This is a genomic window from Polaromonas sp. P4_F9 (assembly GCF_056401235.1).
In genome coordinates, this window is record NZ_JBFUJT010000011.1 from 1 (window position 1) to 19,313 (window position 19,313).

The 19,313-nt window shown below is 61.9% G+C and carries 18 protein-coding genes; 11 read left to right on the plus strand and 7 right to left on the minus strand.

Going from position 1 to position 19,313, the window contains the following annotated elements; all coding sequences use genetic code 11:
• The first annotated feature begins 344 nt into the window (after positions 1 to 344).
• The 3 genes from AC1DUB_RS11350 to AC1DUB_RS11360 all read left to right on the plus strand — a co-directional run bounded on the left by AC1DUB_RS11350 (position 345) and on the right by AC1DUB_RS11360 (position 3,159).
• Positions 345 to 1,313 (plus strand): tripartite tricarboxylate transporter substrate binding protein, encoded by a 969-nt coding sequence (locus tag AC1DUB_RS11350; protein WP_477729590.1) that lies wholly within the window; start codon positions 345 to 347, stop codon positions 1,311 to 1,313.
• 77 nt (positions 1,314 to 1,390) lie between these two features.
• Complete coding sequence (locus tag AC1DUB_RS11355; protein ID WP_477729591.1) at positions 1,391 to 2,467, plus strand: Bug family tripartite tricarboxylate transporter substrate binding protein; 1,077 nt, start codon at positions 1,391 to 1,393, stop codon at positions 2,465 to 2,467.
• Positions 2,464 to 3,159 (plus strand): molybdate ABC transporter substrate-binding protein, encoded by a 696-nt coding sequence (locus AC1DUB_RS11360; protein ID WP_477729592.1) that lies wholly within the window; start codon positions 2,464 to 2,466, stop codon positions 3,157 to 3,159. The genes AC1DUB_RS11355 and AC1DUB_RS11360 overlap by 4 nt, the downstream gene beginning before the upstream one ends.
• Positions 3,160 to 3,292: 133 nt before the next feature.
• Here AC1DUB_RS11360 and AC1DUB_RS11365 read toward each other — a convergent pair whose 3' ends face one another.
• From AC1DUB_RS11365 to htpG, 4 genes are all read right to left on the minus strand, one after another.
• On the minus strand, positions 3,293 to 4,543 hold the full coding sequence (locus AC1DUB_RS11365) for a HipA domain-containing protein (protein WP_477729593.1): 1,251 nt from the start codon (positions 4,541 to 4,543) through the stop codon (positions 3,293 to 3,295).
• Complete coding sequence (locus tag AC1DUB_RS11370; RefSeq protein ID WP_477729594.1) at positions 4,540 to 4,809, minus strand: helix-turn-helix domain-containing protein; 270 nt, start codon at positions 4,807 to 4,809, stop codon at positions 4,540 to 4,542. The genes AC1DUB_RS11365 and AC1DUB_RS11370 overlap by 4 nt, the downstream gene beginning before the upstream one ends.
• A gap of 297 nt (positions 4,810 to 5,106) precedes the next feature.
• Entirely contained in the window at positions 5,107 to 5,283 is a 177-nt protein-coding gene (locus AC1DUB_RS11375; protein WP_477729595.1) for a hypothetical protein, read from the minus strand.
• 120 nt (positions 5,284 to 5,403) lie between these two features.
• A complete protein-coding gene (htpG, locus tag AC1DUB_RS11380; RefSeq protein ID WP_477729596.1) occupies positions 5,404 to 7,284 on the minus strand; it encodes a molecular chaperone HtpG in 1,881 nt (626 codons plus the stop codon).
• A gap of 273 nt (positions 7,285 to 7,557) precedes the next feature.
• On the opposite strand from htpG, the gene AC1DUB_RS11385 reads away from it, so the two are divergent.
• The 6 genes from AC1DUB_RS11385 (at position 7,558) to AC1DUB_RS11410 (ending at position 13,879) form a co-directional block, all read left to right on the plus strand.
• Complete coding sequence (locus AC1DUB_RS11385) at positions 7,558 to 8,010, plus strand: spore coat protein U domain-containing protein (RefSeq protein ID WP_477729597.1); 453 nt, start codon at positions 7,558 to 7,560, stop codon at positions 8,008 to 8,010.
• 64 nt (positions 8,011 to 8,074) lie between these two features.
• A complete protein-coding gene (locus AC1DUB_RS11390) occupies positions 8,075 to 8,632 on the plus strand; it encodes a hypothetical protein (protein WP_477729598.1) in 558 nt (185 codons plus the stop codon).
• Positions 8,633 to 8,634: 2 nt separating this feature from the next.
• Positions 8,635 to 9,372 carry a fimbrial biogenesis chaperone gene (locus AC1DUB_RS11395; RefSeq protein ID WP_477729599.1) on the plus strand — a complete coding sequence of 246 codons (738 nt, stop codon included), beginning with the start codon at positions 8,635 to 8,637 and terminating at the stop codon, positions 9,370 to 9,372.
• Positions 9,373 to 9,413: 41 nt separating this feature from the next.
• Positions 9,414 to 11,780 (plus strand): fimbria/pilus outer membrane usher protein, encoded by a 2,367-nt coding sequence (locus AC1DUB_RS11400; RefSeq protein ID WP_477729600.1) that lies wholly within the window; start codon positions 9,414 to 9,416, stop codon positions 11,778 to 11,780.
• A gap of 195 nt (positions 11,781 to 11,975) precedes the next feature.
• Positions 11,976 to 12,899: a Csu type fimbrial protein gene (locus AC1DUB_RS11405; RefSeq protein ID WP_477729601.1), complete on the plus strand. Its 924-nt coding sequence runs from the start codon at positions 11,976 to 11,978 to the stop codon at positions 12,897 to 12,899.
• A gap of 587 nt (positions 12,900 to 13,486) precedes the next feature.
• Positions 13,487 to 13,879 (plus strand): hypothetical protein, encoded by a 393-nt coding sequence (locus AC1DUB_RS11410; RefSeq protein WP_477729602.1) that lies wholly within the window; start codon positions 13,487 to 13,489, stop codon positions 13,877 to 13,879.
• Positions 13,880 to 14,000: 121 nt separating this feature from the next.
• Here the strand turns inward: AC1DUB_RS11410 and AC1DUB_RS11415 are convergent, their stop codons facing one another.
• The 3 genes from AC1DUB_RS11415 to AC1DUB_RS11425 all read right to left on the minus strand — a co-directional run bounded on the left by AC1DUB_RS11415 (position 14,001) and on the right by AC1DUB_RS11425 (position 16,271).
• A complete protein-coding gene (locus AC1DUB_RS11415) occupies positions 14,001 to 14,381 on the minus strand; it encodes a response regulator (protein ID WP_477729603.1) in 381 nt (126 codons plus the stop codon).
• Between the two features lie 249 nt (positions 14,382 to 14,630).
• Positions 14,631 to 15,503: a pseudouridine synthase gene (locus AC1DUB_RS11420; RefSeq protein WP_477729604.1), complete on the minus strand. Its 873-nt coding sequence runs from the start codon at positions 15,501 to 15,503 to the stop codon at positions 14,631 to 14,633.
• A gap of 48 nt (positions 15,504 to 15,551) precedes the next feature.
• On the minus strand, positions 15,552 to 16,271 hold the full coding sequence (locus AC1DUB_RS11425; RefSeq protein ID WP_477729605.1) for a Crp/Fnr family transcriptional regulator: 720 nt from the start codon (positions 16,269 to 16,271) through the stop codon (positions 15,552 to 15,554).
• Between the two features lie 185 nt (positions 16,272 to 16,456).
• Between AC1DUB_RS11425 and AC1DUB_RS11430 the strand changes: the two genes are divergently transcribed.
• Positions 16,457 to 18,403, plus strand: coding sequence for an AMP-binding protein (locus AC1DUB_RS11430; protein ID WP_477729606.1), 1,947 nt, complete (start codon positions 16,457 to 16,459; stop codon positions 18,401 to 18,403).
• Complete coding sequence (locus AC1DUB_RS11435; protein WP_477729607.1) at positions 18,400 to 19,281, plus strand: ABC transporter ATP-binding protein; 882 nt, start codon at positions 18,400 to 18,402, stop codon at positions 19,279 to 19,281. Before AC1DUB_RS11430 ends, AC1DUB_RS11435 begins: the two co-directional genes overlap by 4 nt.
• Positions 19,282 to 19,313 lie beyond the last annotated feature (32 nt).

Below are 19,313 nucleotides of genomic sequence, written 5' to 3' on the forward strand. Positions count from 1 at the left end.
TTGCCGAGGATCGTGTGCCAGTGTGCCGATAAAGCGCGCCGGCGCTCTACCAGCCTCTGCCACCGACATCGCAATCGACTCCTTGTGAACATCAAGTCCAACGTAAATCGCTGTATCCTCATTCATGGTCGATCTCCTTTGATTGCTGAACGGTTCGTCCACAGCATGTAGCTCGGCGTACCTCGGTACGCAACCTACGATGATGGAGATCGACCGCCTCAAGTCAAGATTGGGCGACCATGATGTCTAGGGATTGCGATGAGGCCCAAACCGCGGGCGGCCGTTAGCATGCTTCCATTGTCTCCCCGAATCTGCCGGGGTTGCCGGTCTACAAGGAGCACTGCATGAAACGTCGGTCGCTGCTGCTCGCCAGCCTTCTCATGTCTGCAGCCGGGTGGTGCGCGGCGCAGGGTGCCTGGCCCACCAAACCCATCACGATGATCGTGCCCTTCCCGCCCGGCGGCCTGGCCGACCTGGTGGCGCGGCCGGTGGCGGAAGCGATGTCGCGGGAGCTGGGGCAGCCGGTGGTGATCGAGAACAAGGCGGGCGCCGGCGGTGGCATTGGCATGGGCATGGCCGCCAAGGCCAAACCCGACGGCTACACCGTCCTGCTGGCGCTGTCGTCGCTGACCGTGATCCCCGAGGCCGACACCTTGCTGGGCCGGGCCGCCATGTTCTCCTTGTCTGACCTGCGGCCGATTGCCCGCTTCACGGCCGACCCCACCGTGCTGGCCGTGCGTGCCGATGCGCCCTGGAAGACCGCGCAGCAGTTCATTGACGATGCCAAAAAACGCCCGGGCGCCATCAACTACGGCTCCTCGGGCAACTACGGCACCATGCATGTGCCGATGGAAATCCTGGCGCAAACGGCCGGCGTAAAACTGACGCACGTGCCGTTCACCGGTGCCGGGCCGGCCGTGGTGGCGCTGCTCGGCGGCCAGATTGATGCGGTCTCTTCGGGACCGGCGACCGTGCTGCAGCAGGTCAAGGCCGGCAAGCTGCGCGTGCTGGCGCATTGGGGCAACAGCGCGCTAAGCACGCTGCCCGAGGTGCCCAGCCTGAAAGACGCCGGCTTCAATGCCGAGTACGCGCAATGGTCGGGGCTGTTCATACCGCAGGCCACGCCGGAGCCGATTGCCCAGCGCCTGCGCGCCGCGGCGAAGGCCGCCGCCCAGGACGCCCGGGTCAAAGAGGTGATTCTGGGTGCGGGCAGCCCGGTGCTGTACCAGGACAGCCCGGACTTCGAGAAGTATGTGCAGGAAGATGCCAAGCGCATGGCGGAAGTCGTCAAGCGCATCGGCAAGGTCGAATAAGCCCACTTTCCACTTTCCACTTCCCACCCAATCCCCGCCCGCCATACCCGGCCCTTGTTTCCCCACTGGAGAAGTCCATGCGTCGTGTTTTCATCCGCTTCCTGGCGCTGGGCCTCGGCCTGGCGTCTGCCCTGGCCACGGCGCCGCTGCTGGCCCAGGCCTACCCCGCCCGGCCGGTCCGCATCGTGGTGCCTTTTGCGGCGGGCGGCCCGGCCGACGTGTATGCGCGCTTCATGGCCCAGCGGCTGCAGGATGCACTCGGACAGTCCTTTGTGGTTGATAACCGGCCCGGCGCCGGCTCGGTGATTGGCACCGATACGGTGGCGAAGTCGGCACCCGACGGCTACACGTTGCTGCTGATGTCCAATGCCCACACCGTCAACGAGTCGCTGATTCCGAACAAGCCGTTTCAGCTCATGCGCGACTTCGTGGCGATTGCGCCGCTCAATTACTCCGACCTCGTGCTGGTGGCCCATCCGGCCTTGCCGGCCTCCACGCTGCAAGCCCTGATCAAGGACGCCCGGGCCCGGCCCGGCAAGCTCAACTACGCATCGTCGGGGCCTGGCACGCCCTATCACATGGCCGGCGAGCTGTTCAAAAGCATGGCGGGCGTCTACCTGGTGCACATTCCCTACCGCGGCAGTTCAGGCGCGCGCACCGACGTGATTGGCGGCCAGGTCGATGTGATGTTTGACGCGGTCACCACCATGTCGGAACAGGTGAAGGCCGGCAAGGTCAAGGCCCTGGCCACCACCGGCAGGCAGCGCTCCGAAGTGCTGCCCGACGTGCCCACCCTGAACGAGGCGGGCGTGCCGGGTTACGAGGCCACCATCTGGCTCGGCCTGATGGCACCCCGCGGAACGCCCAGGGCGGTGGTGGACCAGCTCAACGGCGCAGTCTCCAAAATTGTGGGCCAGCCGGAGATCCGGCAGCTCTGGGGCAAGCAGGGCGCCGTGCCAATGGTGATGACGCCCGAGGCGTTTGACAAATATGCCCGCGACGACATCGCCAAATGGGCGGGTGTGATCAAGAGCGCCAACATCAAGGCGACTGAAAAGGCTAAAAAGACTGTAGGCTGGAGGCTGAAAAAGGCGACGTGGGCCCGATGGACCCGGCCTCCCCCATTGAACTTCAAGGCAAACGAGAACCCATGACAATCCTTCACCTGTTGAGCGGTGGTGCAGCGCAGGGCCTGGTCACGCAACTGGAAGAACGCTTCGAGGCGCAGCACCACGCCAGCATAGACGCGTGCTTCGGCGCGGTCGGGATGATGAGGGACAACCTGCTGGCGGGCGCGCCCTGTGATGTACTGATACTCACCGAAGCGCTGATCACCCAGCTGACCGCCAGCGGCGAGGTCGTACCCGGCAGCGCGCAGACACTGGGAGTGGTGAAGACCGGCGTTGCCGTGAAAAACGGCGAGGACGTACCCGACGTGGACAATGCGGCGGCACTCAAGACCGCACTGCGCGCGGCTCGCGGCATCTACTTTCCCGACCCGGTCAAGGCGACGGCGGGCATTCACGTCATGAACGTCCTCAGGCAGCTGGGACTGGACACCGAGCTGGCCGACCGGCTGCGCGTGTTTCCCAACGGCGCGACCGCCATGCGCGCGATGGCCGACACCAAGGAGCCGGGGCTGCTCGGCTGCACGCAGATCACCGAGATCATTTATACGCCAGGCGTCATGCTGGTGGCGCCCTTGCCCAAGGCGCTCGAGCTGGCCACCACCTATACCGCCGCGCTTTGCGCCAGGGCACGGCAGCCGCAGGCCGCGCGTGACCTGATCAGCCTGCTGGCGAGCCCGGAGGCCGCTTCCGCACGCCAGCTGTGCGGCTTTGAGTGACTTGCCCCGCGTGATTCACCGAGCGCTTTCACTTTCACTTTCACTTTCACTTTCACGATAAGCCGATAAGCCGGCTTGCCCCCTGCACCGCGCGGTGCTGACGCATGGGTCACCGGACTTTTGTGCCGTGAACTCAGCCGCCTGTCATCGAGATCGCATGCGCACTGTGCATTTCAAAGACGTCGGTCATTTTCTCCAACAGTTCCAGCTCGCGATCTGCCGGTGCAACGTCTTTGATGATGGCCGCTTTTGTCTTTTGCCAGGCCGGCAAAAGATCTTGCGCCATTTTGCGGAAACCTTTTAATGTCTCGGGCAAGCGAAACCCGCAGTCTTCGCAAAGGGCTTGCCATGAGTGAGCACCCACCGCATCGAACGTGTCCTCGTCACCGATATACAGTGCAAGGCCCGTGTCGCCGTACGCCCGCACGCACAGCAGGTCGTAAAACGGAGCCAGGCGGAAACCCTTTTCGTCCACCAGCACCGACAGGTTTTTGGCATGCGCGTCGGCATTGCCGATCAGGTAATTGAACATGACCCACTGCTGCAGCTTGAGCAGATCGCTGCCGCGGACCGGTAATGCGCGCAAGGCGGCTACCAGTTTGGGGACGCTCGCCAGGCCACCCTGCCGCTCATATTTCCAGCCCGACCCGTGGCCCAGCAATTGACAACCGTCAAACTGATGCAGGCCAACGATGTTGCCGGCCAGATTCACGCGGTCATAGCGCTCCACGAGGTACACAGGTTCGGGCACACGCAGGAACCAGACGTCATTCACCGGCAACTTCAGGGCCCGCGCCAGCTTCATGCACGCGTATTCATTCAGCGCGCTGGGCTGGTAGCGCTCCTGGCGTGTATCGGGCTTGAGTATGTGGGTGGTGTGCGACGTACCCACACTTTCAGACAGTTGGTTTGTGCGCTTGTCAAAGCGCAGCCCCATCTTTTCCTGCGCACCGGCCAGCGACATGGTGGTCTGCTCGTTGGACACCAGCAGTGGCGTCTGGCCGCGGATGCGTTTACTCAACTCCTCATAGGGCAAGGGACGATATTGCTGAAGCATGGCAGGCTGCGCATCTTCAGGCAGCAAGGACAAAACGCCCGGCAACTCCTTGCCCAATTGACCTAATAGCTCAAACGGCGACGGGTCACGCAAGGCCAAAGCGGCGATGACGTCGTCCAGCGCTGTGCCCTCGGGCAGCAGGTTTTCAAAAAAACTGCGGACCAGCGGCCCTGTAAAGCGAGTGCCAACCAGCGTAAATTGCGGTGCCAGCACATAACCGCCCGGCTGCCGCAGCCACTGCGCGTCGTACTCAAAAAAGTATTCCCCAGCTTCATGGCCAAACCAACCCATGGGCCTGACGTTGGCCCAGACGCGCAGGCGGATCATGAGGCGCTGACTTTTGTATTGATATGGGAATCTCTGGTAGTTCCCTCGACCTGCCAGCCTGTCAGCGTCAGCGTCAGGCCAAGCCCTTGGGTCAGTTGCAATAACTTCGCCAGCGAACAACGGCCAGGGTCGCTTTCAGCGTCGCGAATAAAAGACTCACTCACATTGCACACTGCGGCAGCCTGCTCCCGAGACAAGCCCTGGCGCTTTCGCTCCGCCATAAGTTCTTGCGCCAATTCGGAAAGATTTTGAACCTTAATCTGCATTATTTGACCCTATAAGGTCATTTTACTGTGAATTCTAGTCCTTGTCTAGAATTTTGACCTCTTAGGAACAGTTTCTATTGCTTAGGAGTTTTTGCCAGCATTAGAAACTCCTTACGAGTAAAAAAATTGCTCCTTAGAGAACAAAAATATCCCTTAGCAAGTCAAGCAGAGATATTTTTGATCTTATAAGAACAAGTATTAAAACGTTTTTATTGCTGTAGCGTGTTTGACGGGCTTCGCGAAAAATTGCTCCGAGATGGCCGATGCAACAGGCCGGGTCAATTCACCACTGAACGCTCACTGCTGGAGTGAGGCCAACAGCGCATCGAGTTCGGCCAGCGCGGCGCGGTGGGTGCCTTCAGGAAAGACGCGGCGCTCCATGGGCCGCTTGAGGCGGTTGGCCTTGTTTTCTTCCAGGGTGTGCAGGTCGTCAAGCTGGCGCAGAAACAGCAGGTAGGTGATCTGCTCGATCACCTCCAGCGGTTGGCAATGCCTCCCGACCAGAAGGCATTCCAGATCCGGTCTATTTTTGATTTAAGTTCGCCAGTAAGCATCCGGCAATTAAACCAGCTTTGGGCGAGCCTTAAACCAAGGTCACACCAGCAATGCGTTGACACGCCGCACGTACGCGGCCGGGTCTTCCGGCATGCCGCCCTCGGCCAGCAAGGCCTGGTCGAACAGGATGTGGGCCAGATCGTCAAAGTGTTCACCGGCCTCCAGCTTTTTCACCAGCGGATGCTGCGCGTTGACCTCGAGAATCGGCTTGACCTCCGGCACGGTCTGGCCGGCCTGCTTCAGCATGCGGGCCAGCTGGGTGGACATGTCGCCATCCTGCACCACCAGGCAGGCGGGCGAGTCGACCAGGCGCGTGCTGGCGCGCACATCCTTGGCCTTGTCTTTCAGGGCCTCCTTGAGCTTGTCGAGGATGGGCTTGAAGTGGGTCTGCGCCTCTTCAGCGGCTTTCTTTTCGTCTTCGTCCTGCAGCTTGCCCAGGTCCACCGCCCCCTTGGCCACCGACTGCAGCGGCGTGCCGTCGAATTCGTGCAGGTAGTTCAGCGCCCACTCGTCCACGCGGTCGGCCATCAGCAGGACTTCAATGCCCTTCTTGCGGAAGATCTCAAGTTGCGGGCTGTTCTTCGCGGCGGCCAGGGTGTCGGCCGTGATGTAGTAAATCGCGTCCTGCCCCTCCTTCATGCGGGCCTTGTAGTCGGCAAAGCTCACGCTGACGGTGTCGGTCGTCGAGCTGGCAAAGCGCATCAGCTTGGCCAGGCGCTCGCGGTTGGCAAAATCCTCACCCAGGCCTTCCTTGAGGACGGCGCCAAATTCGGCATAAAACGTCTTGAACTTCTCGGCGTCATTGGTGGCCAGGTCTTCCACCATGGACAGCACGCGCCGGGTGTTGCCCTCGCGAATCGCCTTGACGGCGCGGCTTTCCTGCAACAGCTCGCGCGACACATTCAGGGGCAGATCCGCGGAATCCACCACGCCCTTCACAAACCGCAGGTAGGTCGGCATGAGCGCCTGCGCGTCGTCCATGATGAAGACGCGCCGTACATAGAGCTTCACGCCCGCGGCCTTGTCGCGGTTGAACATGTCCATGGGCGCCTTGGCCGGAATGAACAGCAGCTGGGTGTATTCGGTCCCGCCTTCCACGCGGTTATGGGTGGTGGCCAGCGGCGCCTGGCTGTCGTAGCTGATCTGCCGGTAGAACTCGTCGTACTGCTCCTGCGTGATGTCTTTTTTGGCCCGGCTCCAGAGCGCGGCCGCCTGGTTGACGGTTTCCCAGTCACCCGTGACGATCATCTCGCCGGGCTGGCCGTCTTCCCCTTCTTTCCACTCCTCTTTCTGCATCAGGATGGGCAGCGAGATATGGTCGGAGTATTTGCTGATGATGGCCTTGAGCTTCCAGGCGTTCAGGTAGTCGTGTGCGTCCTCTTTCAGGTGCAGGGTGATGCTGGTGCCCCGTTCGGCGCGTTCCATCTCGCTCACCTCGAACTCACCGGTGCCGTCGCTGCTCCAGCGCACGCCCTGGTTCACCGGCAGGCCCGCACGGCGGCTTTCCACGGTGATCCGGTCGGCCACGATGAAGCCGGAATAAAAACCCACGCCGAACTGCCCGATCAGCTGCGCGTCGTTTTTCTGGTCACCCGACAGCCGGGCCATGAACTCGCGCGTCCCGCTCTTGGCAATCGTGCCGAGGTTGTCAATCGCCTCCCGTTCGGACAGGCCGATGCCGTTGTCGGTAATGGTCAGGGTGTTGGCGGTCTTGTTGTAGCGCAGGCGTACCTGGAGCTCGGAGTCGGATTCATACAGGGCGGCGTCATTGAGCGCCTCAAAGCGCAGCTTGTCGCAGGCGTCGGAAGCATTGGAGATCAGTTCGCGCAAAAAGATGTCGGGATTCGAATACAGCGAATGCGTGACGAGGTTCAAAAGCTGGGCAACTTCGGCCTGGAAAGACAGGGTTTGTTTGTGCATGGTCAGGATTAAATGTAATTATCTTGTTACAGGTTGGATGGCAGAATCTGGGTGATGTGCGCGGAATTGGGGATTATTTACAACTCCTGGCGCCGGCTGTTCTGTCGTAATTTGGCGTAAACCCTGTAATTTCAATGGTTTAGCGTGACAAATTCCCGACATAAGCGGGTTTTAACGGCTCCTCCACTAGTGAATTGTGAAATGTCTAGTTACAGTTCAGTCACATACAGATTCAGTCCTTCTTATTTTCGCCTCATCCATCTGGAGATTCTCATGAAAAAACTTCTCGCACTGCTTGCCCTGGCCCTTGCCAGCGTTGCAACCCTGCCCGTTCAGGCCGCCACCGCCACTGGCCAGTTTGATGTGTCCATCAGCCTCGCCGGCACCTGCAAATACGTCAAAACCTCGGACGTTGCCTTCACTTACACCTCGCTCCAGGCCGGCGCTCAGTCGGAAACCACCGCCGGCGGCTTCACGGTCCAGTGCACGAAAAACCTGGTTTACACCCTGGCCCTGGACTCCACCTCGGTCACCGATGCCGCCGTTGACCTCGCCTACACGCTGGCACTGAGCTCAGGTGGCGGCACTGGCGACGGTTCGGCACAGGCTTACAGCGTGACCGGCTCTATCGCAGCAGGCCAGGCCGGCAAATGTGCCACCGCCGGTGGCGCCTGTACCAACAGCGCTTCGGGCAACAAAACCCGTACCCTGACCATCACCTACTAAGCTGATCTACCAGGTTACTACCTGATATAAACCGCAGGATCGCCCACTCCCGGCGTCAATGCATATGTCCAACAAGCTCATCCTCGGGGTTTCGCTGATGCTGGCGGCCGCAAGCAGCCTTGCGGGGGGCGCCAGTGGACAGTTCGATGTGCAGATCACGCTGAACAATGCCGGCGGCAACAGCTGCACCAGCGCGAGCGATTCAGGTGCGGTCAGTTCTTCGGTCCAGGTGCGGTGCACGACGAACGTGTTTGTCGAGATTGCAGCACGCACGACCACCAGCACTGGCACTAGCACCAACTCCAGCAGATTCATGCCCGGCTATCGGCCGGCCCGCGATGCCCTGCTGCCGGACTACTGCCGCAGCGAGCTGTCCCGCGCCGATCGGGTCGCCGGCCTGACCTGCCGCCTCGATGACCAGCGCCAGTTGGCCGCGGCCGGCGATGAAGGGGACGAGGGCTGGGCTTTTGAGAGCCGGCTCTATGCGGTGAATACCGGTGACACAGCGCTGCAAACGCAGGCGCGCTCCCGCGTTGAAGACGACCATGGCACCCTGACGTCCATACGTCTTGCCAGTGCGGATGGCCGCTCGGGCCCTGTTGAGATGCTGGTATCCTTCTGAGGATGAACGTCCTGCCGCGCCGAAGCCGCCTTCACCTTGTCAGCTACCTCCTCCTGCTAAGTCTCATCGCCCCCTGGGCCCCGGCCGTTGCCGGTGTGTTTTCCGTGACGCCCGTTCGGCTGTACATGACACCCCGTGACCGGGCCATCGCTGTGACGCTCACCAACGAAGCCGATAGCGAAGTCGTGCTGCAGGCCGACATCAATACCTGGAGCCAGAAACCGGACGGGACCGATGAGCTGGTGCTCACCGAAGACCTGATTCTGGCCCCTCCCATCATCAAGCTCGCCCCCAAAGCCAGGCAGGTGGTGCGGCTGGCCTTGCTGAAACCGGCGGATGCAAGCCGGCAGCTGACCTACCGCATGATCATCCGCGAAGTGCCTGAAGCCCTGCCCGCATCGGGCATTCAGGTTCCCATTGCATTGGCCCTGAGCATGCCTGTCTTCATCACGCCACCGGCCGCCAAGCGCCAGATGAACTGCAGCACCGGCCGTGCGGATGCCAAGACCGTCAACCTGCAGTGCAGCAACACCGGCACCGCCTATGCGCAGATCCGCGAGGCCGTGGTCATGCGCAGCGAGCAGGCGCTCGCCCGCTTTGAGGGCGGCAGCTACATCCTGCCTGGCGCCAGCAAAACCATCAGCCTGCGGAGCGACAAAGTCGTCGCCGCTGGCCCGGCGCAACTGGTCGTGACGTTCGACGACGGGCAGAACCTGACGACCAGCATCACGCTGCCCTGATCCAGCACGGTATGACAAGGGGGCGTTGCTGGCTTTCACATGTGCGCGCCTGCCTTGTCCTGGCAAGCCTCTGCACGGGCGCCGCTGCCCAAGTCCAAACCACGCCGCCGTCCAACGTTCCGGCCAATGCCCGGTCAGCCAATGACCGGCTGCTGCCGCTGGAAGTGTTCATCAACAGCACCAAAGGCGGCGTCTGGACCCTGCTCGAGCGCAACGGCATTTTGTATGCGCCGTCAGACGCCTTTGACGAGTGGCGCCTGAACCACCAGCCCAGCGCCCAGGACATCCAGTTTCAGGGACAGCAGTGGTACCCGCTTTCGGCCATCCCGGGGTTTGAAGCACGGCTCAACTTTGCCACCCAGTCGGTCGATCTGGTGTTTTCGCCGGCTGCCTTCAACGCCGTGCGCCTGACACAGGAAGCCGCGCTGCGTCCCCCGCTGTCGCCCACCATTCCCGCCGTCTTTGCCAACTACGACCTGAACTACACCACCAGCCGCAGCCGCGTCACGGGCAGCGATGACTTGCGCGCCAGGGATCTGGGCGCCTTGACGGAGCTCGGGTTTTCGGGGCAATGGGGCCTGGTGACCAGCAGCTACGTTGGCCGCAACCTCGTCAGCCAGGACCCCACCCTGAATGCCTCGTGGCGGCGGCTGGAGACCACCTACACCCGGAATTTCCTGGACAGCAACAGCACGCTGCGACTGGGTGACAGCACCACGCGCACGGGCATCTCGGGCCGCTCCGTTTACTTTGGCGGCTTTCAGTTCGCCAAGAATTTTGCCCTGCAGCCGGGCTTTGTGACCCAGCCCATCCCCACCGTCACCGGGCTGTCTGCCGCGCCCAGCACGGTGGAGCTGTACGTCAACGATGCGCTCCGGCAAACCTCCCGGGTGCCCTCGGGGCCTTTCAGCATTGACAACTTCCCGGCCCTGACGGGCGCCGGTGAAGCCCGGGTCGTGGTGCGCGACATTTTGGGCCGGGAAACCGTCATCACCCAGTCTTTTTTCAGCAATGCCAACCTGCTGGAGGAGAACCTGACGGACTGGAGCTTCGAGCTGGGGGCCATCCGCAACAACCTGGGCACCGACAATGCCAACTACGGCCCGCGCTTCATCGCCGGCCTCTGGCGCAAGGGCCTGAGCAAGAGCCTGACGGTGGAAGGCAACGCCGAGTGGTCCACCTCGCTGAGCCGCGCCGGCGTAGGTGTCAGTTATGCGTTGCCATTCCAGATGCTTGGACAAACCGCGCTGGCGGTCAGCCGCAGCGATACCGGCGGCAACGGCGGCAACTGGCTGGTCGGCGTAGAGCGCAGCGGCCTGCGCCACGGCGTTGCCTTCAGCGCGCAGGGGGCCTCGCGCGGCTACCGGCAGCTCGGTATTGACACCACATCGCCCCGCCTGCAGACCACCGCCAGCTATAGCTACAGCAGTGATCAGTTCGGGGCGTTCAACCTGAGCTATGCCGGCTTTGACAATTACGAGCTGGGCAAGCTCAACACCCTGAGCCTGAGCTACACCATCCGGCTGGGGCAGCGCAGCGCCCTGACGCTGAGCGCCACCCGGCTCAGCGGCGTGTCTTCCGGCAATTCGCTCGGTGCGTTCCTGATCGTGCCGCTGGAAAACCGCATCACCATTGCCTCCGGCGTGACCGCGCGCAGCGGCTCGACCGACAGTTATGTGAATGCCAGCCGGGCCCTCAGTGCCGAAACCGGCTGGGGCTGGCGAACCGCACTGGGCTCGCGCGCCGATGGCGGCTACGCCGAGGGCGGCGCCTACTACCAGGGAACCAAAGGACTGTTCTCGGCCGACGTCAGCGGCGCGAAAAACCAGCAGAACCTGCGCCTGGGCCTGCTCGGCGGCGTCGTGATGGCCGAGGGGCAAGTCTTCGCCACACGCCGCGTGCAGGACAGCTTTGCGATTGTCGAAGTACCGGGCTATGCGAATGTGGGCGTGGGCTTTCAGGGCAGCACGCTGACCCGCACCAACGACAGCGGTGTGGCGTTGCTGCCCCGCCTGCTGCCCTTCCAGCGCAACAGCGTGCGGCTGGATCCGACCGAACTGCCGATCAGCGCCGAATTGGACTCGATTGAACAGGAAGCCGTGCCGGCCCTGCGCAGCGCGGTCAAAATCACCTTCCCGGTTCGATCGGGCCGGGGCGCCTTGATCCGCATTGAATTCGACGACGGCGAACCCGCGCCCGCCGGCGCTGAAATCGAACTGGTAGGCGACAAGAAAGAATTCTTTGTCGCCCGGCGTGGGGAGGCTTTTGTTACCGGCCTGCAGACCACCAACCGCTTGCGCCTGAAATGGAACGGCGCCAGCTGCACCTTCGACGTGGCCTTGCCGCCCGGCAATCTGGAGGACATCACCCGGGTAGGCCCCGTCCGCTGCATCGGCGTCAAACGGTGAAGCGTCCTCCGGACGAACGGATCCGGAAAACTGTGCAAAGGGGGGCGCGCGCCGTGATAATCCACGAACAAAGTTTGCAGTTACCCCGCGCATTGAGGCTTTTGTCACGAGTTGCCCAACCATCTGCCCGCGACGCCTACTGGAAATGGACCAAGTCACCCCTCGCGTAACATAATGTTACCCATCATGGCCATCATGTGTAAAAAGGTTCCCGAAGCAACACCCCGCGATACCGTGCACGGCCGGGTGAGTGCAGCAGTGACTCTGCGCCATGTTCTGCTGGCGGCAGTGACCTGGGCCGGACTCCTGGCCGCGGGCACCGCCCACGCCACGATCAGCTGCAGCGTCTCCGGCAATGGATTCACATCGGTTTACGACCCGGTCTCGACGGTGTCGAACGACAACGTATCAAGTGTCACCATCAACTGCTCACGCGCGTCGGGCGACCCCACCACGAGCACCTATTCGCTGGCGGTCACCAATGGGCTCAACGCCCAGGGACAAAACAACCGTGCCCGCTACCTGACGAACAACTACCTTAAATACGACGTCTACAAGGATGCCTCGTATTCGAGCCGCTGGGGGAGCGGCGGGAGCGCGCCGTTCACCGGAACCCTCAACTTTGGCAGCGGCACATCAGCCTCGTTGACCCTTCCCTACTACAACCGGGTGACCGCCCAGCAGACGGCCGTGGTGGGGGATTACACCGACACCATGACCACGACCCTCACCTATTCGGTGACGTCAGGGGTCAATGCGACAGCCACGCCAGCCACCATGCCGGTGATCATCACCACCAATCCGCAGTGCCAGTTCAGCACACCGCCTGGCACCATGAGCTTCAGCTATACCTCGTTCCAGTCGACGGCCGCGACAGGCAGCTCGCAATTCGCCACGCGCTGCACCAGCGGACTGCCATACACCATGAGCCTGGGCTCCACCAGCGGCACGCTGTTGGGCCTGGCCTACAGCCTGTCGCTGAGCGCCGCCAGCGGCACAGGCACCGGCGCCGCCCAGACCTACCTGGTCAATGGCAACATTGCTGCCAACCAGGCGGGCATCTGCGCCACATCGGCCTGCTCCGCCTCCGCCCCCCAGACCATCACCATCAGCTACTGAGTCGCTGCGTCGACCACGGGTTGACGACGGGTTGACGACGGGTTGACGCGGCAACGATGCCACGCCGCTGCCATCCATCGAACACCGGCGGGCTCGTTACACGCTCCGCCTCCCAGCCCGGTCACGCGCCAGTCGGCTCTCGCGCGCCACTGCGAAGGCTGACTCATGGCCTGAGTCGGGGATGCCGATAAGGATGTCGTCAACGCTCACCGCCGATTGAAGGCCCCTGCGGCTGAAAATCTCTACGCGCCAAGCCAAAGGCCGTCAGACGCTATTATCTTCATAGCATTCAATTCAACACCGATATGGGTCAATGCCATTTTTCACCCGAAAAATGCGCCACGCAAGCCCGCCACGGGAACCGGCTCCCAGAAAGGTTTCGTCAGCCTTGGGCTCCCAATAAAGTGATAAATTTGACGAGAAAAATCGAATTCACGGCCATCGCACGCGCAAAAACTCCACATTTCACATAATTTGGTGAAAAATCACACAAACCAGAAAACTGATAACTTAAATTAGTTATTGCGCGAATTTATCAATTTAATTAAAATTCAGGCAATCGTTGATAGTTTCAGGGAGTCAGTGCCATGCGAACCTTCACAGCCGCCTTTGCCGTTTTGACCCTCCAGCTTCTGCTGGCCATGTTCAGCCCCGCCCACGCGCAAAGCAGTTCCGGCACCAGTTCAGGCACGTTTGGCGTCACGATTGTGTTGCGCACCTTCAGCGAAGTGGCCACCGCAGACCATCGCTGCACCCACCGCGGGCAGCCAGAAGGACAGGCCGGCACGCTGCGCATCAGCTGCCCGGCCACCGTGGATGTGCAGGCCATTGCCAGCGCCTCTACCCGCAAAACAGGTCAACAACCCCACATGAATGCCGTGGCCGATCAGGCTAATCAGGCCGATCGCACGCAGCTTGCAGTCGTTGCCGGCCAGCCCATGAGTTACCCGAACCCGGTTGAACTGACGATTTCCTGGTAACGCACGGCAAGAAAAGCGGCGCATGCTCCCCTCCGGAGTGCATTGACCGCGCAACCGATATCAAATCCTGGCTGCGGCCACGCCTGCTGCCCCTCCCCCGCTACCCCCAAAATTACCCCGGTTACCCCTGCTGCGCCGTCTGCTCCATGCAGTAGGCAAAGAGGGCATCCAGTTCCCCGGATTTGTCAAACACGGCATCCGCACCAAGCGCGGCGGCCCGCCTGCGGATCTCGGGCGTGGCATAGTTGGTCAGCATGACCACCTTCTGGAAAGCCTCGCGGTTGCGGCAGCCCTCCAGTACACCGAGACCGCTGCCCTCCTTCAAAAACAGGTCGACGATAGCCAGATGCCACTCGCCGTTGTGCAAGGTGAGCCAGCGGTGGGCATCCGCCTCGGTGGCACCAAAACCGGTGACCTTGACCGCGCAGATTTCCTCCAGCGTCTCGATCAGGTTCTCGAGGACGGTCTCGTTGTCTTCCGCCAGATAGGTAATGAGTGCCATGGTAAGAGCGCAGGTGGGTGTGGGTAGACGGGGGTGATTTGATGACGTGGCCGGGCTGCTGCGCGTTTGGGACCTGTGAGACATGGCCAAGCCCTTAAAGACACTTTAGGCCGCGTCAAGGAAAAGGTTGCCAGCCGTTGGCGTACATCGCCGTAGGACAGAGTGGCCCCTGCGCTGGCAAGATGCGGCTGGCAAGGACGGTGGTGCTCCTGCAGCGTTACCGACCGCTGCAGATCACCACGGCAAAGGCTAAAAAGACTCGTGCGCCGCCAGATAGCGCCACTGGCCTACCGGCAAATGGCCGAGGTTGACCCGACCGATACGCACGCGCTTCAGACCGGTCACAAAGAGCCCCACTTGTTCGCACATGCGGCGAATCTGGCGCTTTTTGCCTTCCTTGAGCACAAAACGCAGCTGCTCGGGGTTTTGCCAGTCCACCTGCGCCGTGCGCAAGGCCTGCCCGTCGAGGCTCAGGCCATGGCGCAGCAAGGCCAGCTTTTCACGCGGAAACACCGCCTGCACATTGCTCGTTTCAGCGCCGTAGCTGACCCGCACCAGGTACTCTTTTTCTATCTCCGAGTTCTCCCCGATGAGCTGGCGCGCCACGCGCCCGTCCTGTGTCAGCACCAGCAAGCCGATGGAGTCAATATCCAGGCGCCCGGCCGGCGCCAGGCCACGCAACTGCTCGGGCCCCCAGCGCATGCGGCTGTTGCACTCGCGCCAGCGGTTTTGCGGCTGTACCAGCACCACCGCGGGCTCATGGCCGTCTTCAGCCTGGCCGCTGACATAGCCAACGGGCTTGTTGATCAGGATGGTGACCTGCTGGCGCTGCTGCTGCTCGGCCTGGCGATCCACTTCGATGCGTGCATCAGGGGCGACAGGCTGGCCCATCACGGCGGGCGCGCCATTCACCAGCACCCAGCCGCGGGCAATCCAGTCGTCCGCCTCGCGGCGTGAGCACAGGCCCAACTCGGCCATGCGTTTGTTCAGCCGCACGGTGGACGACGCGGGGGCGGTGGAGGCGGAGGCGGAGACAGTAGAGGCCGGGGTGCTGGCCTTCGGGATACGCACGGCCGTGCCGCCTGGTTTGGGCCCCGGTCCGGGTTTGGATGGATCTTGCATTTGCTATTTATTTTATAGCTTGCCGGGCTCTTGCATAAAGGGCCGCATTTACTTCTTGTCGGGGACGATACTCGAGCGCAAGGCGGGAAGATCCAGCACGCGCAGGCCGCCGTATTCGACACGGATGAAGCCTTGCGCCTGCAAGGCGGTCAGCGCTTCGTTGACGCGCTGGCGTGACAGGCCGACCAGGTAGGCCAGCTCTTGCTGTGTGATCCGCAGAATTTCGCCCACGCCCGGGTACAGCACCGGATTGAACAGCGCGGCCAGGCTGCGCGCCACGCGCACGTCCGGGTTGTTCATGCGGTCAATTTCACGCGCGGCGATGAACTGGCCCAGCCGTTCGTTGAGCTGGTTCATCACAAACCGGTTAAAGCCGATGGAATGGTCAAGCAGCCCGTGAAAGGTATCGACCGGCAGGCCTGCCACCACGCTTTTACGCAGCGCCTGGATGTTGTAGCGGTAGGGCTCGCGCTTGAGCGTCGTGCCCTCGCCAAACCAGCCGCCTGGCGGCAACCCGGCGAAGGTCATGGTCTGGCCCTGGGCGTTGTCGCTGCTCATCTTGAGCAGGCCCTCGACCACGCCGAACCAGTAGGTCACCGGCTTGCCTATGCGGCAGACATAGTCACCCGGATACGCCTCGCCCACCCGAAGCTCGGCCACGGCACGCTCGCGCTCGGCAGGCAGCAACAGGCGCAGCCAGGGAATGCTTTGCAGTTCGTCCGGGGTGGGCGTCCTGCGGCGCTGGTGCAGGGTCAGGTCAGTGGACATGGTTCGCAAGAAGTACCGGATCGGGCGAGGGATAGTCCGGGGGCTCCGGGGACACCCCAGTAGGACTTACCCGGAAATTGTCGTCGCAATGACACCATGACGTCAAATGCGGTCCTACTATTCGCATACATCAGCTGCTTTCCCGATGGAAAGGCTGTACCAAAAGAAAGAGACAAGGAACCGGAATGCAGACCACGTTCCCACGATTGCTGCTCCAACATGCCGCCGAGCGCCCCGGCGCCGCGGCCATGCGCGAGAAAGAATATGGCATCTGGCAAGCGCACAGCTGGGCCGGCATGGCCGGGCTGGTGGAACACATTGCATGCGGCCTGCACGAGGCCGGCCTGGCGCGTGGCGAACACATGGCCGTGATCGGCGCCAACCGGCCGCGCCTGTATGCCACCATGCTGGCCGCGCAGTCACTGGGGGCGATTCCCATTCCGCTGTACCAGGATGCCGTGGGCGCCGAATGCGTCTTCCCCATCACCAACGCGGATGTCCGGTTCGCCATGGTGGAAGACCAGGAGCAGGTCGACAAGCTGCTGGAAATCCGTGACCGCTGCCCGGATCTGGCCCACATCATTTTTGACGACCCGCGCGGCCTGCGCAATTACGAAGAGCCCGGCCTGGTGTCGCTGGACCAGCTGATCGAGTCCGGCAAGGCCTTCGCCGCCCGCCAGCCCGCCTGGTTCAGGGCGGAAGTGGACAAAGGACGTCCGGACGATGTGGCCGCCATGTTTTTCACCTCGGGCACCACCGGCAACCCCAAAGGCGTGGTGCACACGCACACAACCTTGCTGGACCGCGCGCAGGCCGGCGCGGAATTTGACAAGCTCACCTTCCGCGAGGAGGTGCTGGCCTACCTGCCGCCGGCGTGGATTGGCCAGAACATCTTCAGCTATGCGCAGTGGCTGGCCTGCGGCTATGTGGTGAACTGCCCCGAAAGCGCCAGTACGGTGATGATTGACCTCAAGGAGGTCGGACCGACCTATTACTTTGCCCCTCCGCGGGTGTTTGAAGGCATGCTCACCACGGTCATGATCCGCATGGAGGACGCCGGGCGCCTCAAGCGCGGCATGTTCAATTACTTCATGGGGGTGGCGCGGCAAGTGGGCCCCGCCCTCATGGACGGCAAGCCGGTCAATTTCATCCAGACCCTGCTTTACGGCCTGGGCAACCTGATGGTCTACGGGCCCCTGCGCAACAACCTGGGCTTTTCGCGCGTGCGGGTGGCCTACACCGCCGGCGAAGCCATTGGCCCGGACCTCTTCACTTTTTACCGCTCCATTGGCATCAACCTCAAGCAGCTCTATGGCTCCACGGAAACCGCCGTGTTCGTCTGCCTGCAGCCCGACAACGAAGCGCGGGCCGACACGGTCGGTGTGCCGATCCAGGGCGTGCAAATCCGGGTGGCCGACAACGGCGAGGTCCTGGTCAAGTCGGCCGGCCTGCTCAAGGAATACTACAAAAATCCGGCGGCCACGGCCGAGGTGCTGACGGCCGATGGCTGGTACCACACCAGCGACGCCGGATTTCTGGATGCCAGCGGTCATCTCAAGATCATTGACCGGGTTAAGGACGTCGGCCGCATCAAGGGAGGCGCCAGTGACGGCGCCCTGTTCGCACCCAAATACGTGGAGAACAAGCTCAAGTTCTTCCCGCACATCAAGGAAGTCGTGGCCTATGGCGACGGCCGTGAAAAGGTCTGCGTGATGATCAACATCGACTTCGAGGCGGTAGGCAACTGGGCCGAGCGGCGCAACCTGCCTTATGCGGGCTACACCGACCTGGCGCAAAAACCGGAGGTCTACCAGCTCATCAAGGAGTGCGTCGAGAAGGTCAATGCCGACCTCAGCGCCGATGCGCTGCTGGCCGGCTCGCAGATCAGCCGCTTCCTCGTGCTGCACAAGGAACTCGATGCCGACGACGGCGAGTTGACACGGACCAACAAGGTGCGCCGCGGCTTCATCGCCGAGAAATACCAGCCGCTGGTGGAGGCCCTGTACGGCGGGAAAACCGAGCAGTTCATTGAAACCGTGGTGAAGTTTGAAGACGGGCGCAGCGGCAGCGTGAGCGCGACCCTGAACATTTCGGACACGAAAACATTTGCACCTGTGAAGGCTGTAGCATGAGCACCATTTCCTTGCGGACCGAGCCCGCTGAAGCCATAGCACCGGCCACCGCAGCGCGGCTGGTCGAGCAGACCAGCGCCAACCAGCCGATAGGCACGGCCAAGAAAATCGGCGAGGTCATCCTGGACGTGCAGAACATCTCCCTGAGCTTCGGCGGCGTCAAGGCGCTGTCCGACATCTCCTTCAATGTCAAAGAACACGAGATTCGCGCCATCATCGGCCCCAATGGTGCCGGAAAAAGTTCGATGCTCAACTGCATCAACGGTGTCTACTCACCGCAGCAAGGCTCCATCACCTTTCGCGGCCAGACCTTCAAGCACATGAACAGCCACCAGGTCGCAGTGATGGGCGTGGCCCGCACCTTCCAGAACCTGGCGCTGTTCAAGGGCATGAGCGTGCTCGACAACATCATGTCGGGCCGCAACCTCAAGATCAAAAGCAACCTGCTGCTGCAGGCGCTGCGGATTGGCCCGGCCGAGAAAGAAGAAATCATGCACCGCGAGGCGGTCGAGAAAATCATCGACTTTCTCGAGATCCAGGCCTTTCGCAAAACACCGGTCGGCCAGCTGCCCTACGGACTGCAAAAACGCGTCGACCTGGGTCGGGCGCTGGCCATGGAGCCGCAGGTCCTGCTGCTTGACGAGCCCATGGCCGGCATGAACGTCGAGGAAAAACAGGACATGTGCCGTTTTGTACTCGACGTGAACGATGAGTTTGGAACCACCGTCGTGCTGATCGAGCACGACATGGGCGTGGTGATGGACATTTCAGACCGCGTGGTGGTGCTGGACTACGGCAAAAAAATCGGCGACGGCACACCCGACGAAGTGCGTAACAACCCTGAAGTGATTCGGGCTTACCTTGGAACGGAGCAGTGATCATGAATGGCTATACAGCACTCGTTCTACGG